This is a genomic window from Nibribacter ruber (genome assembly GCF_009913235.1).
Taxonomy (GTDB): Bacteria; Bacteroidota; Bacteroidia; order Cytophagales; family Hymenobacteraceae; genus Nibribacter; species Nibribacter ruber.
The window spans coordinates 3,533,671-3,548,026 of the sequence record NZ_CP047897.1; the positions used below are offsets into that span (position 1 = coordinate 3,533,671).

The 14,356-nt window shown below is 51.5% G+C and carries 11 protein-coding genes; 9 read left to right on the top strand and 2 right to left on the bottom strand.

Going from position 1 to position 14,356, the window contains the following annotated elements:
• The first annotated feature begins 34 nt into the window (after window positions 1-34).
• From dxs to GU926_RS14865, 5 genes are all read left to right on the top strand, one after another.
• Entirely contained in the window at window positions 35-1,951 is a 1,917-nt protein-coding gene (dxs, locus tag GU926_RS14845; protein ID WP_160693247.1) for a 1-deoxy-D-xylulose-5-phosphate synthase, read from the top strand.
• Window positions 1,952-2,356: 405 nt separating this feature from the next.
• Window positions 2,357-2,674: a hypothetical protein gene (locus GU926_RS14850; protein ID WP_160693249.1), complete on the top strand. Its 318-nt coding sequence runs from the start codon at window positions 2,357-2,359 to the stop codon at window positions 2,672-2,674.
• 54 nt (window positions 2,675-2,728) lie between these two features.
• Complete coding sequence (locus tag GU926_RS14855) at window positions 2,729-3,544, top strand: alpha/beta fold hydrolase (RefSeq protein ID WP_160693251.1); 816 nt, start codon at window positions 2,729-2,731, stop codon at window positions 3,542-3,544.
• A 117-nt stretch (window positions 3,545-3,661) separates the two neighbouring features.
• Complete coding sequence (locus GU926_RS14860) at window positions 3,662-4,153, top strand: hypothetical protein (RefSeq protein ID WP_160693253.1); 492 nt, start codon at window positions 3,662-3,664, stop codon at window positions 4,151-4,153.
• A 177-nt stretch (window positions 4,154-4,330) separates the two neighbouring features.
• Window positions 4,331-7,264 (top strand): VPS10 domain-containing protein, encoded by a 2,934-nt coding sequence (locus tag GU926_RS14865; RefSeq protein ID WP_160693255.1) that lies wholly within the window; start codon window positions 4,331-4,333, stop codon window positions 7,262-7,264.
• Between the two features lie 85 nt (window positions 7,265-7,349).
• On the opposite strand, the gene GU926_RS14870 is transcribed toward GU926_RS14865, so the two are convergent.
• Window positions 7,350-7,754: a response regulator gene (locus GU926_RS14870; protein WP_160693257.1), complete on the bottom strand. Its 405-nt coding sequence runs from the start codon at window positions 7,752-7,754 to the stop codon at window positions 7,350-7,352.
• Window positions 7,755-8,145: 391 nt separating this feature from the next.
• Between GU926_RS14870 and GU926_RS14875 the strand changes: the two genes are divergently transcribed.
• From GU926_RS14875 to GU926_RS14885, 3 genes are all read left to right on the top strand, one after another.
• The gene (locus GU926_RS14875) at window positions 8,146-9,150 is read left to right on the top strand and encodes a hypothetical protein (protein WP_232058349.1); all 1,005 of its coding nucleotides are present in this window, start codon (window positions 8,146-8,148) and stop codon (window positions 9,148-9,150) included.
• Window positions 9,151-9,361: 211 nt separating this feature from the next.
• Window positions 9,362-9,709, top strand: a complete 348-nt coding sequence (locus tag GU926_RS14880) for a DUF6970 domain-containing protein (RefSeq protein WP_160693259.1) — start codon at window positions 9,362-9,364, stop codon at window positions 9,707-9,709.
• An 8-nt stretch (window positions 9,710-9,717) separates the two neighbouring features.
• Entirely contained in the window at window positions 9,718-10,338 is a 621-nt protein-coding gene (locus tag GU926_RS14885) for a hypothetical protein (RefSeq protein ID WP_160693261.1), read from the top strand.
• Window positions 10,339-10,521: 183 nt separating this feature from the next.
• On the opposite strand, the gene GU926_RS14890 is transcribed toward GU926_RS14885, so the two are convergent.
• Window positions 10,522-11,511 carry an aspartate-semialdehyde dehydrogenase gene (locus tag GU926_RS14890; protein WP_160693263.1) on the bottom strand — a complete coding sequence of 330 codons (990 nt, stop codon included), beginning with the start codon at window positions 11,509-11,511 and terminating at the stop codon, window positions 10,522-10,524.
• Window positions 11,512-11,686: 175 nt separating this feature from the next.
• Here GU926_RS14890 and GU926_RS14895 point away from each other — a divergent pair, with 175 nt between their 5' ends.
• Complete coding sequence (locus GU926_RS14895; protein ID WP_160693265.1) at window positions 11,687-14,251, top strand: lamin tail domain-containing protein; 2,565 nt, start codon at window positions 11,687-11,689, stop codon at window positions 14,249-14,251.
• The last annotated feature ends 105 nt before the right edge of the window (window positions 14,252-14,356 follow it).

Here is a 14,356-nt window from a genome sequence, read left to right on the forward strand (position 1 = left end):
CTCATTGGTTTAGATTTTGCTAAGTAGAAGACATATGATCATTGAACCCGGAGAATTACTGTCCAAGATTGACTCGCCCGCCGATTTGCGGAAGCTGTCTGAGGACCAGTTGTTACAGGTCTGCCAGGAGCTGCGACAGTTCATCATTGATAATGTGTCTATCTACGGAGGCCACTTTGGCGCTAGCTTAGGCGTGGTGGAAATGACCGTGGCCCTGCATTATGTGTTCAATACGCCCTATGACCAACTGGTCTGGGACGTGGGGCACCAGGCCTACGGCCACAAAATCCTGACCGGCAGAAGAGACGTTTTTCACACCAACCGCAAGCTCAACGGCATCTCGGGTTTCCCGAAGCGCAAGGAAAGCGAGTATGACGCCTTTGGCGTAGGCCACTCCAGTACCTCTATTTCGGCGGCGCTGGGTATGGCCGTGGCTTCCCAGATTAAGAAAGAGTTTGACCGTCATCATATTGCCGTGATTGGCGATGGTTCCATGACGGCCGGTATGGCTTTTGAAGCCCTCAACCACGGCGGCGCCTCAGATGCTGACCTGCTGGTAGTTTTGAACGACAACTGTATGAGCATTGACCCCAACGTGGGCGCGCTCAAAGAATATTTAACCGATATAACCACGTCTCGCACCTATAACAAAGTGCGTGACGAGCTTTGGAACATCCTGGGCAAAATCAGCAAGTTCGGCCCAAATGCCCAGCAGATTGCCTCTAAGGTAGAAAGCGGCATCAAAGCTACTTTATTGAAGCAGAGCAATCTGTTTGAAAGCCTCAAGTTCCGGTACTTTGGACCAATTGACGGGCATGATGTCAATCATCTGGCCAGCGTCTTGCAAGACCTGAAGAAGATTCCCGGACCTAAAATACTTCACTGTGTGACCGTCAAAGGCAAGGGCTTTGCTTTAGCAGAGAAAGAGCAGACGAAGTGGCATGCGCCCGGTTTATTTGACAAACTTACCGGCGAAATCTACAAAGTACACCACACCACGCCGCAGCCGCCTAAGTACCAGGATGTGTTTGGGCACACGCTGTTGGAGATGGCCGAGCAGAACCCCAAAATCATGGGCGTGACGCCGGCTATGCCCAGTGGTTCTTCTATGAACATCATGATGGCCGCCATGCCAGACCGCGCCATTGACGTGGGCATTGCCGAGCAACATGCGGTGACTTTCTCGGCGGGATTGGCTACGCAGGGCATGGTGCCGTTCTGTAACATCTATTCCAGCTTCATGCAACGCGGCTATGACCAAGTAGTGCATGATGTGTGTTTGCAGAACCTGCACGTGGTCTTCACGCTAGACAGGGCCGGTTTTGCTGGCGCCGACGGCCAGACGCACCATGGTTCTTATGACATTGCCTACATGCGCTGTCTGCCTAACATGGTAGTATCTTCTCCTATGAACGAGCAGGAACTTCGTAACCTCATGTTCACGGCCAGCCAGGACGGAATGGGACCATTTACCATCCGCTACCCACGCGGCGAAGGCGTTATGCCTGAATGGCGCACACCGCTGGAACTGATAGAAGTAGGCAAAGGCCGCACCATTCAAGAAGGAGAGGAAGTAGCCGTCTTGACCATCGGGCACATTGGCAATTATGTAGTAGACGTGTGTAAAAACATGAAACTGGACGGTCTGCGCCCGGGGCACTATGACATGCGCTTCTGCAAGCCACTGGATGAACAACTGCTGCACCACATCTTCCAGACCTATGACAAAGTAGTAACCGTAGAGGACGGCTGCTTGCAAGGCGGCTTTGGCAGTGCCATCCTGGAGTTCATGGCTGATCATGGCTACAATGCGCAGGTGAAACGCCTGGGTATACCTGACATGATTATAGAGCACGGTTCCCAAATGGAACTGCACCGCTTATGCGGCTTCGACCCTGAAGGCATTGAACGCACCGTGCGTGAATTGATGGGTGTGACGGTAAGAGTGTAAGCTAAATTAGAATAGGTTAGAGGGAGGCCTCGCAGGTTTTAAAACTTGTGAGGCCTTTTCGTTTTTGGCCTGTTTTAGGGAAAATTGGCTAAAAACGTTTCATCACTTCTCATTCATGACTCATTTCTACCTGTAGCATCTTCTCTTCTGTTCGTCTTTTCTCCCCGTGTCATCCTGAAAGGATCTTGGTAGCGAGCTAAATAAGCGTTTGAATAAATGCCATTACAGCTTGCCCACAAGATCCTTCCAGGATAACAAAAGGGGGGAGCTAGAATGCCTTTACTAGTTTTGAAAGTGGTTTCAAAAGTCTTACTGGTTGCAGTCTAGGCGCTGCGTGCGTTTTTAGCCTGTTTCCAGCAAAACAAGCCAAAATCGGCGTCCAGAAAATATTTGTACCTTCACCCAATGACTAGCCCAACACGACCAGAAGTCCTCACATTACCTTTACAAGAGAAGCTCATCATCATTGGTAAATCTCTGCTGTTGGTGCTGCTCATCTACACGGTCATTGATTTGTATGAGCCTATCAAGAAGGTGCTGGCTGGCGGAAGCGTCACGGGGGCAGAGGTGCTTTCCCACATAGAGGTGCTGGAGAAGTGGCCCATCGTGGCCATCATCACGCTGTTAATGGCCAATACCAGCATCAAGAAGAAGACCAAGGCGTTGCAAGAAGCGCAACTTTCCTCCCCAGAAACAGCAGGGCAGGAGGTGGCTGGTAAATAAGTTTTTTCGTTTTTTGCGTGTTTCCCGTAAAACAGGTCAAAATCGAAATTCCTTATGACAACCCACTTACTTGCCCATACCCAAACCGGTACCGGTCCTACACTAGTTTTCTTGCACGGCTTCTGTGAAAGCAAAGACGTCTGGACCGATTTCGTGAAGCCGCTTTTGCATGAATTCCAAATCATTACGCTAGACCTGCCCGGCCACGGTGAAAGCCCGCTGCCTTCAGACTATTCCATGGAAGCGCAGGCACGTCAGGTGCAGGAAACCTTAAAAGCGCTGGGCGTAGAGAAGTGTCTGCTGGTGGGGCATTCCATGGGTGGTTATGTGAGTCTGGCCGTGGCCGAGCTGTTTCCAGAGCTATTGTACGGTTTGTGTCTGTTCCATTCCAGCGCGTTGGCAGACACTGAGGAGAAGAAAGACAACCGCAACAAAACCGTGGAGTTCATCCAGAAACACGGCGTGGACAAGTTCATGGAGACGTTTGTAGGGCCCTTGTTCGCGGAGAGCAACCGAGTGTCCTGCCAGCCGGCCATTGAGAAGATGCAAGCCATTGGCAAAGCCACGCCGCAAGAAACCATCACGGGCTGTCTGCAGGCCATGCGCGACAGAAAAGACCGCACCGAAGTCCTCAAAACCACGTCCATTCCCGTCTTTTTCATGGCAGGCAAAGAAGACCCCGCCGTGCCGCTAGAAGCCACCTTGCAGCAATGCCATTTGCCTGAGAACAGCATGACCTACTTTCTGGGGCACGTGGGGCACATGGGCATGTTTGAAAATACGGCGCTCACCCGACAGGCTTTGCTCAAATTTGCAGAGACGCTCTCACCGGCCAACGCTCAGAAGTACAGAGCCAGCAACTCGTTTTAAGCATAAGGGCCGGCAGCAGGTTTTGGAAAAGTAATAGGTGAAAAATATAGGAATCCCGCTATTTATTTGTAGAATTGGGTCCCCCCTCTCTCTTTCCTGTTTCTTTGCTGGTTTTGCATGAATGACGCACACTACCATCTGCTGTTAAATCATATGCCTATTCTGGGCGCGCTGTTTGGCGTGCTGCTGTTAGGGTCGGGGTTTATAACGAAAAGCGTGTCGGTGCTCAAGGCCGGCATGACCACTATTTTAGTGGTGTCTGTCCTGACCATGCCCGCTTATTTTACCGGCGAGGCCGCTGAGAAAGTGGTGGAGGATCTTCCGGGGGTACGCCATGATGACATTGCAGCCCACGAAGAAGCCGGTGAGCTAGGTCTTTGGGTAATGGCCGCCGCCGGTAGTGCCGCTCTCATGGGGCTGCTCACCACGTCAAGCAACCACCGCCGCAGTGCCCGCTACAAGAAACCCAGAACCTGGGCAGTCATTACCTTGCTGGTGTCCGTGGCAGCCTTTGGCATCATGGCCTGGGCAGGAGTGACGGGGGGCTTGATCAGGCACAGTGAGTTGCATGAAAACCCACCCGCTGCCGTAAACGCCGTGCCCAAGTAACCTCTAGTATGTAGGACAATCTATAGCCGTTTTTGGCCTGTTTCCGGGAAAACAGGCCAAAAACGGCTTTTCTTTTAGAAAGCGCTGGAGCAGATTTCGTTAACTGCCGGTTTTCCTCTATTTTCAAGCATCCTAACTCCACCTAACCAACAAAAGACAATCGTCTTCGCATAAGGCATGATGCTACGCAAACCACTCTTCCCGTTGATGATGCTGGGCCTTTTGAGCCTACCCACCATCGCCCAGAAAAACAAAGAAAAACAGCCTGCCTTCACCCCGGCAAAAGAGCGCTTAGAAGGCTACCAGCAGCGCCTGAAGCTGCAGCAGAACTCCCTGGCCGGCAACATCGCGTTCCGCAACGTGGGCCCCACGGTCATGAGCGGCCGCGTGGTAGACTTGGACGTATCGCCTACAGACCCCACTAATTTCTACGTGGCCTACGCCTCTGGCGGCTTGTGGCACACCACCAACAACGGTATCTCCTTTGAGCCCCTGTTTGACCGCGAAGCCGTGATGACCATTGGTGACATTGCCGTGGACTGGAAGAACAACACCATCTGGGTAGGCACCGGCGAGAGTAACTCCAGCCGCTCGTCTTATTCTGGCGTGGGTATTTACAAAAGCACAGACGGCGGAAAAACCTGGCAGCACAAAGGCCTCCCAGAAACCCATCACATTGGTCGTATCATCCTAAACCCAAATGACCCTAACACGGCTTGGGTTGCGGCAGTAGGCCATTTGTACTCGCCTAACCAGGAGCGCGGCATCTTCAAGACTACTGATGGCGGCAACACCTGGAAGCACGTCCTGAAGGGTGGCAACGACAACACCGGCGCCGTGGATATGGTCATTGATCCATCTAATCCAAATAACTTGTACGCTAGCTTGTGGCACCGCGAGCGCCGCGCCTGGAACTTCGTGGAGAGTGGCAGTGGCTCTGGCGTGTACAAAAGCACCAACGGCGGCGACACCTGGCAGAAAGTAGAAGGCGGTTTGCCTACCGGCGAAGGCGTCGGTCGTATTGGCCTCACCGTTTTCCCAAGCAATCCCAAAATCATCTACGCCAGCATTGACAACCAGGAACTGCGCAAAGACGTGAAACCAGCTGTGGCCAGCAACACCAACAAACTGCGCAAGGAGCAGTTCAAGGACTTCAGCAAAGAAGACTTTTTAAAGCTGGATGACGCCACCATTAACACCTTCTTAGACGACAACAACTTCCCGAGAACTTATACCGCCCGCTCTGTCAAGGAGTTAGTGCGCACAGATAAGATTAGACCCGTGGCTTTGTCAGATTTCTTGGTAGATGCCAACTCTGTCATGATTGAAACCCCGGTGACGGGCGCGCAAGTGTACCGCTCAGACGATGCCGGCCTTACCTGGAAGAAAACCCACGAGGGCTACATTGACGACCTGTACTATACCTACGGCTACTATTTTGGCGTCATCAGAGTGTCACCCATCAACCCAGACCATGTGTACATCTTGGGTGTGCCCTTGCTCAAGTCTGAAGACGCGGGTAAAACCTGGAAGAACATTGAAGGCGACAACGTGCACTCAGACCACCAGGATTTATGGGTGAGCCCTACCAAGCCCGGCCATTTGGTGAGCGGCAATGACGGCGGCATCAACATCACCTATGACGATGGCAAGACCTGGTTCAAGGCCAATTCGCACGCGGTAGGGCAGTTCTATTCGGTGACCGTAGACATGGCCACGCCTTACAACGTGTACGGCGGCTTGCAGGACAACGGCGTTTGGGGCGGACCCAGCACCTACACCGCCAGCAATGCCTGGACCGAGAACGGCCGGTACCCGTACCAGCGTTTGGGCGGCGGCGATGGCATGATGGTGCAGGTAGACTACAGAGACAACAACACGGTCTACACGGGCTCCCAATATGGCGCGTACTTCAGACTGAACAAGGCTACTGGTCAGCGTTTGCCCATTCAGCCTAAGCACAAGCTAGGTGAGCGCCCGTTGCGCTTTAACTGGGAAAGCCCTATCCTGTTGTCACGCCATAATCAGGATGTACTGTACTTCGGGTCGAACAAATTCCACCGTTCTTTGAACAAAGGCGAGAACATGGAAGCCCTGTCGGGGGACCTGACCAACGGCGGAAGAGCGGGTGACGTGGGCTATGGCACCTTGACCGTGATTGAGGAGTCTCCCTTGCGCTTCGGGTTGCTGTACACCGGTTCTGATGACGGACTAATCCACGTGAGCCGCGATGGTGGCTATACCTGGACCAAGATCTCAGACAAGCTGCCCAAGAACATGTGGGTGAGTGGCATCTCGGCGAGTAATGAGAACGAAGGTACTGTCTACGCTACCTTGAACGGCTACCGTTGGGATGACTTCACGCCGTACCTGTACGTCTCTACGGACTACGGCAAGAACTGGAAGCAACTGGGCAAGAACCTGCCTAAGGAGCCATTGAACGTCATCAAGGAAGACCCTAAGAACCCTAATTTGCTGTTTGTAGGCTCAGACAACGGCTTGTACGTGTCATTAGACAAAGGCCAGACCTTCCAGGCCTTGGGCGGTGATGATTTGCCGTCGGTATCGGTGCATGATTTGGCTATCCATCCAAGAGAGAATGACCTGGTGGTGGGCACGCACGGGCGCTCCCTGTATATTGGTAACATTGCGCATTTGCAGCAGTTGACCTCTGAGATTCAAGCCAAAGCGGTGCATATGTTTGCCTTGACGGCGCCGCAGTATTCTGAGCGTTGGGGCGAGAAGTTTGGCACCTACGGATACACGTTTACGCCCAACCTGACCGTTCCTTACTATGTGAGCAATGCCGGCACGGCCACCATCAGAATCAAAACCGACAAAGGCCAGGTGCTGAAGCAAGTAACCGACCAGGCGGAGAAAGGCTTAAACTACGTGGGCTATGACCTGACCGTGGAGCCTGCCAACCAAACCGCCTATGAGCAAGCTTTAAACGAAGGCCGTAAAGGCGGCGAGGCCGTGAAAGTAACGCCCGCTTCTAACAAAAGCCTGTACCTGAAGCCTGGCAAATACACGGTAGAGGTAGAAGCGAACGGTTCTAAAACCACGCAGGATTTTGTGATCAAAGCTCCTGAGCGCAGAGGCAGAGAATAGATTTTGCATCAACCGTTTTCGGGCTGATTCCCAGAAAACAGGCTAAAAACGAAGAAGGAGGCTGTCATGGCCTCCTTCTTTTGTTTTAACTGAAATGCTCTGTGACCAGGTGCATGGCGTCTGCCTGCGTTAAGGGCTTAGACAGAAAGCCTGCTACGTCTGGGAATTCCTTCAGCCGCTCCAGGTCATAGAAGCTGGCCGAGGAGGAGAGCGTAAACACTTTCTTGGCTTTATGGTGGTCAGGAAGCTCCTGGTACTGGGTAAGAAAGTCAAAGCCGTCCATCACAGACATTTTAATGTCTACCAGAATCAGGTCCAGGGGCAGAGTGGCATTGGCGTGCTCGGCGCCGGTCAGGTACTCCAGGGCGGCCTCTCCGTTCAAGACCACGTCAATCTGCTCGGCAATCTCTGCTTTGTTTAAGACGCGCTGGTTCATGTAGTTGGTGATCTCGTCGTCGTCAATTAACAAGACTCTATTGAGTTTCTTCATGGGTACTTGGGTTGTATGGCGGTCGCAAACCGTACGAATGTGCTGTAAAGATAGCGTCTTTCCTATATGGACGGCCTATCCTGGATGCTCCGTCTTATTTATAACGGGATTTGGCCAGCGGTGGTATCTGCAGGCCGCTTCGTTTAACAGGTACGTGTGCTCCCTTGGGAAAGTGACAAATTTCCCTCAACTGGACTTCTTCGCATTAACGGTTTAAATATAGCCATAACGTGATATTTGCTTCGTTTTTGGCCTGATTTCCAGAAAACAGCCTAAAAACAAAATTATAGAAACAAAACCGGCGGCGGGCCTCTGTACATCCGTCAAAAACTGGTATCTTCCAGATTCAAAGCGTACTCTACTTTACCTTTAGCTTACCGCATCTATTCACATGAAGTCACACCAGGCCATGAAGTTGAATTTGGGAGGGGCCGTTGCCCTAGCCTTTCTCTGGGGAGCCACCCTTACCAGTTGTAATTCCAAAGCAGCCGCCGAAGAAACGGCCCGCCAAGACAAAGAATTAGCCGCCGCGGCCGCCGCAGATTCTGCCAAAGCCGTTGCCGACTCTCTTACCGCCAAAGCCAAGACAGATTCTATTGATTTAGCCACCAAGGCCATTCTGCCCCATAAACGCATCATTGCCTACTACGGCAACCCCATGTCCAAGCGCATGGGCATTTTGGGAGAGCTTCCGGTACAGCAGATGCTCAAGAAGCTGGACGGCGAAGTGAAAACCTGGGAAGCCGTTGACCCGGCCACGCCCGTTCAGCCCGCTTTGCACGTGATTGTGGTCACCGCCCAGGGACAGCCCGGCAAAGGCGGCAAGTACCGCCTGCGCATGAGCGACCACGTGGCAGATTCTGTCATCTCTTGGGCCAAGCAGCGCAACGCCATTGTGTTCCTGGACATTCAGATTGGGCAGAGCACGCTGCAAGAAGAGATTCCTAGACTGGAGAAATGGCTGAAACTGCCGCAAGTGCACCTAGGCATTGACCCCGAGTTTGCCATGAAGAACGGCTCCATCCCAGGCCGCCGCGTGGGCACCGTGGACGCCTCAGAGATCAACTACGCCACCGGCGTCCTGGCGGACATAGCCAAGCGCTACAACCTGCCGCCTAAGATTTTGGTGGTACACCGTTTCACGCAGCGCATGGTCACCAACTACCAGAACATCAAACTTAGACCAGAGGTACAGGTGGTCATGCACATGGACGGCTGGGGCGATCGCATCTTGAAGAAAAGCACCTACAACGACTACATCAAGAAAGAGCCCGTGCAGTTCACCGGTTTCAAGATATTCTATAAGAATGACACCAAGAAGCCTGGCTGGAAACTATACGACCCCAAAGACCTGCTCAAGCTAAACCCAGTGCCTTTGTACATTCAGTACCAATAGGCGCCGCTCTTGATTTAGGCAAGCCGATTTTGGCCTGTTTTCTGTAAAACAGTCCAAAATCGGCTTTCTTCATTTCCTGCCTCGGGGAATGAGAGATTTGGTTTGGACGTCTGTGCTTTTGCAAGTACTTTGGGAAAAACCTGCGGAATTTAGGGAGCGCAAGCAACCTGCCGCCCGGTTTGGGTATCTATAAAGCAAACACCCCCTTGCTATGAAACACCTGTACACGCTTTGCCTTCTCTTCTTGGTTGCCTTTTCATCCTGTGAACTAGAGGAGGTGAAACGTACCTGTGACGTAGCCAGACCGACAGAGAATATTAAATGGCTCCGCGAGCGGGTGCAAGAATTGGAACGGTCCAACCGCTGCCAGGTGGTACGCCAAGGCACCTACAATGGCCACAGCGTCTTCGTGATTGGCAGCTGCGAGCCCGGCGTCAACTCCATCAACTCCGTCTATGACTGCGAAGGCAGCCTGCTCTGCTTCAACGGAGATGAGACGTGTCCTGATTTTGATAAAGAGGTGAAGGATTTGCGGGTGATTTGGAAGAATGCGAAGTAGGGTAGATAATGAAAAAACTATTAGTCATGCTATCGATTCTCTTGGCGATAGGTTGTAAGAATGAGCCCAAGGAAGCAGTTGGTCCACCCATTGGCCAATCACCTACTAGTGAAAACGGTACTTCAAAAGATGTACTACCACCTGAGGAATGGCTAAGGAAGCATTATGAAGAAAATCTACGAGAGGTTTCCGATACTGGCCGGGTAGTTTTTCGATTAAATTGGCGCAGGGCACATCACCCAGGTATACTTTTAAGGGTAGAAAACTTCCCAATTTATATTGAGGATACGCTCTTCCACGTAGAGCAGTATGCAGTTTCTAAGGTGTATTTAGATGATGTAAATGATTATGCCAGTTCAGAGAGGCCCTACTTATTTGAACAGAGAAACTATAAAATAAGCGCTGAAGAGTTAGAAAGGCTGAAGGCTTTGGCGAATGAGTTAAATATATGGGAGGAGAAGTCGGACAGGGAGGAAATAATAGATGGCTCAAACTGGGAATTGGAAATCTTGATGAATGGAAAGTACCACCTAGTGACCTCAAATTCTGTCAACCCGGCTATTAAAAGGATTGGTAAGGAGATGATGGCACTTGCAAGGCTTAATCTACCAAAGGAAGAAATATACTAACGCTATTAACCCAAAGTCAATTTAGGGAATACAGTAAGTGTAGAGCTAATACATCTCACTTATCAGCTTCATTAATAGAAAAGCCGTTTTTAGCCTCTTTTTCAGAAAACAGCCCAAAAACGAATTCCATAAAAGAGAAAGGCTACCAATTGGTAGCCTTTCTCTTTTATCTAAATCTAGTACTTACACCAGCTTGTTCTCTACTAAGTATTCAGCGATTTGGACGGCGTTGGTAGCAGCACCTTTTCTGAGGTTGTCCGCTACAATCCATAAGTTCAAGGTGTTGGGCTGAGACTCGTCTCTTCTAATGCGGCCTACAAACACTTCGTCTTTGCCGTGGGCGTTCAAAGGCATTGGATATTGCTGGTTGGCAACGTCATCCACTACCACTACGCCTGGAGTTTCCTGCAAGATGCGGTACACTTCCTCTAGGGTGAAATCGCGCTCAAACTCTACGTTCACAGACTCTGAGTGACCACCAATCACGGGGATGCGCACCGTGGTGGCCGTTACCTGGATGGAGTCGTCGCCCATGATTTTCTTGGTCTCTAGAATCATCTTCATTTCTTCCTTGGTGTAACCGTTCTCTGTGAAGACGTCAATCTGCGGAATCACGTTCAGGTCAATCTGGTAGGCGTAGGCCATTTCACCGTCTTTACCATTGCGCTCATTCATGAGTTGGTCTACCGCCTTTTTACCAGTTCCTGTCACCGATTGGTAGGTACTCACTACTATGCGTTTTATTTTAAGCGCCTTGTGCAGGTGGTTCAAAGCCACTACCATCTGGATGGTAGAGCAATTGGGGTTGGCAATAATCTTATCAGAGGCCGTCAGTTCAGAAGCATTGATCTCGGGCACTACCAGCTTTTTAGTAGGGTCCATGCGCCACGCTGAGGAGTTGTCTACCACGGTGGTACCAACTTCAGCGAACTTAGGCGCCATTTCCTTGCTTACACTGCCACCAGCAGAGAAAATGGCGATGGCTGGTTTCTGCGCAATGGCGTCTTCCATACCAATCACGGTATATTCCTTGCCCTGAAAGGACATCTTCTGGCCAACAGAACGCTCTGAGGCCACTAACAATAATTCATCAACCGGAAATTGGCGCTCGGCCAACACCTTCAGCATTTCGCCACCCACTAGGCCGGTGGCGCCTACTACAGCTACTTTCATGTAAGGTGAACTTAAAAAAAATGAATGTCGGTCATGGGCTTTAGCTTTTGAGTTGGGGCCACACGCCTGAGCTGATTTCCGTTTTTGGCTTGTTTTCTGAGAATCAGGCAGAAAACGGAAATTTCTCTACCGCAAAGAAACCAACTTTTGCGCACTTTTAAAGTATGGTCATTCTATGCGGCAACTCTTTCTTTTGATATTGCTACTGTTTGCCCTCTGCGGTACCGCTAGCGCCCAGTTTTTAGAGACATTTGCAGACGGTGACTTTACACAGAATCCTGCCTGGACGGGAGATGTGGCTTCTTTTCAAGTGAACGCCGCCAAGCAATTGCAAAGCAAAGGCCCCGCCGTGACGGGCACCACCCTGCAACTCATGACACCCAATACGCTGGCCGTGGGCGCGCAATGGGAGTTCTACCTGCAACTGGCCTTCGCTACCTCCTCAGGCAACTACGCCGAGGTTCATCTCACCTCAGACAACCAAGACCTGAAAGGCGCGCACCAAGGCTATTTTGTGCGCATTGGCGGCACCGAGGATGAAGTGAGCCTCTACCGGAAAGATGGTGCCACGGCCGTTCGCATCATCAACGGTCCAGATAAAACCGTTGCCACTACCAACAACCTGCTGCGCGTGCGCGTGACCAGAACTGAGGCCTCTGTCTGGAATCTGGAAGTAGACATGGGTGCTACCGGCCAGAACTTCGTGAGCCAGGGAACGGCCCAAGACGCCCGCTATCCCACGTCTGCCTTTACCGGCGTGCGGTTCACTTACAGCCAGGCCAACGCCCAGAAGTTCTTCTTCGATGATTTTCTTATCAAGGACATCAGCGCACCTGCCATCCTGGAAATGAAAGTGGCCGGCGCAAGGTCAGTAGAAATAAAATTCTCTGAGCCTATCACCGCGGCCTCGGCACAAAATCTGCAGAACTATCTCTTGAACGGAGGGGTACAGCCCAACACTGTTGAATTAGTAGATCCAAGTACGCTCCGCTTGACGTTTGCATCAGACTTTGCTACTGGTACTAACCGCTTACAGATTGCAGAGATAAGAGACCTGCAAGGCAACACCGCCAGAAATCTGCAGACTACTTTTGACTACAGCCCCATCGCGCAATCCGGTGAGGTGCGTATTACCGAGATATATGCTGATTTGAACCCTTTGCAAGACTTACCTGCGGCAGAGTTCTTTGAGATTCATAACTTAAGCGATAAAACCTTTAACCTGCAGGGCTGGACATACTCAGACGCAACTACCAACTCGGCGAGCTTCCCAAGTTATCTCCTAAAGCCTGGGTCATATGTGATTGTCTGCGCCGCGGCAGACACGGCTTTGTACAAACCATTTGGCGAAGTGGTGGGATTACCCAGTTTTCCATCTTTGAATGACAGCGGGGATGAGGTAGAACTCTTCAATGTGCAAGGACAACTCATAGACAAGGTGGTTTATACAAACGCCTGGTACCGTGACACGCAAAAGAAGGAGGGAGGCTGGACTTTGGAACTGGTAGACGTAAACACCAGCTGTAAGGGAGCGGCCGCCTGGAAAGCCTCTGAAGACCCCAGAGGCGGAACTCCGGGAAAAGTAAACTCGGTGCAAGGGAAAGACGTGACCGCGCCACAGCTAGTACAAGCAACTACCACCGCGCCAGACAAGGTAGTGCTCCGCTTTGATGAACCCCTAGACAGCCTGACCGCCTCTGTCCTATCGGTTTATCAAATATCGCCGGACGTGACCGTTACGCATGTGCGGGTGTTGCCTTCTTCTTTTGAGGTGGAGTTGACCTTGCAGGCTCCTTTGCGCGAAAACCTAAAATACACGGTTACGGCGCAGGGTGTGCAGGATTGTAGCGGGAACAGGGCCACTACTCAGCAGACGGCCTCTTTGGTGTTGCCGGCGGTGGCGCAGAAAGGAGACGTGGTCATCAATGAAATCTTGTTCAATCCCAGCACCGGCGGCGTAGATTTTGTGGAACTGGTCAACAGAACAAACAAATACCTGAATCTGCAGAACTGGCAACTGGCCAACCGCGAGAAAGGGGAACTGGGCACCATTAAAACCATCAGTACCCAGCCTTTGCTTCTGGCTCCGGGCGGTTATCTGGTTCTTACGTCAGATGCGAAGGTACTGAAAGAACAATACCCGAATAGCAAACCAGAAAGCTTCCTGCAACTGTCCTCTCTGCCCTCCTATAATGACGATGCTGGCAACGTGGTCTTGCTGCTGCCAGACAAAACCATCATGGATGAAGTGGCCTATAACGCAGCGTATCATTTCAAACTGATTAAGAACCCTGAAGGCATTTCTTTGGAGCGTCTTCAGTTAACGGGGCCTTCTACGGCGGCTAATTTCCATTCTGCGGCAACATACATAAAAGCTACACCGGGCTACCTGAATTCTCAATCGCAGACGGCCGCGCAGCTAAACCAGAAACTCACGCTCACGCCCAAGGTATTCACTCCGGACGGTGATGGCGTGGAAGATGTGCTGTTGCTGCATTTTCAGGGCGTGGCGCCAGGTAGCGTGGCTCATGTGACCGTGTATGATGCCTCCGGAAGGAAAGTTCGGACGCTGGCGGGAAACCAGCTGGCCGGGCAGGAGAATCTGGTGCAGTGGGACGGCCTCACCGATAAAGGAACCAAAGCCGCCGTGGGCTATTACATTGTGCTGGTAGAACTGTTCAACCTCAACGGCGACAAGGAAGTCCTGAAGGAAACGACGGTGGTGGGTGGTCGTTTTTAGGCTATTTTCCAGAAAACAAGCCAAAAACGAACCTCGGCAAAAACCACTTTTGGCAAGCCCGCGCTTTTGTTGAATCTTTGCAGAAAACTGGCTCTGTACGGGGCC

What these genes read in the sequence shown, in the direction of transcription:
- GU926_RS14885 (WP_160693261.1), top strand. Translation starts at nt 9,718, where the DNA reads ATGAAAAAACTATTAGTCATGCTATCGATTCTCTTGGCGATAGGTTGT.
- GU926_RS14850 (WP_160693249.1), top strand. Translation starts at nt 2,357, where the DNA reads ATGACTAGCCCAACACGACCAGAAGTCCTCACATTACCTTTACAAGAG.
- GU926_RS14880 (WP_160693259.1), top strand. Translation starts at nt 9,362, where the DNA reads ATGAAACACCTGTACACGCTTTGCCTTCTCTTCTTGGTTGCCTTTTCA.
- GU926_RS14890 (WP_160693263.1), bottom strand. Translation starts at nt 11,511, where the DNA reads ATGAAAGTAGCTGTAGTAGGCGCCACCGGCCTAGTGGGTGGCGAAATG.
- dxs (WP_160693247.1), top strand. Translation starts at nt 35, where the DNA reads ATGATCATTGAACCCGGAGAATTACTGTCCAAGATTGACTCGCCCGCC.
- GU926_RS14895 (WP_160693265.1), top strand. Translation starts at nt 11,687, where the DNA reads ATGCGGCAACTCTTTCTTTTGATATTGCTACTGTTTGCCCTCTGCGGT.
- GU926_RS14875 (WP_232058349.1), top strand. Translation starts at nt 8,146, where the DNA reads ATGAAGTCACACCAGGCCATGAAGTTGAATTTGGGAGGGGCCGTTGCC.
- GU926_RS14860 (WP_160693253.1), top strand. Translation starts at nt 3,662, where the DNA reads ATGAATGACGCACACTACCATCTGCTGTTAAATCATATGCCTATTCTG.
- GU926_RS14855 (WP_160693251.1), top strand. Translation starts at nt 2,729, where the DNA reads ATGACAACCCACTTACTTGCCCATACCCAAACCGGTACCGGTCCTACA.
- GU926_RS14870 (WP_160693257.1), bottom strand. Translation starts at nt 7,754, where the DNA reads ATGAAGAAACTCAATAGAGTCTTGTTAATTGACGACGACGAGATCACC.
- GU926_RS14865 (WP_160693255.1), top strand. Translation starts at nt 4,331, where the DNA reads ATGATGCTACGCAAACCACTCTTCCCGTTGATGATGCTGGGCCTTTTG.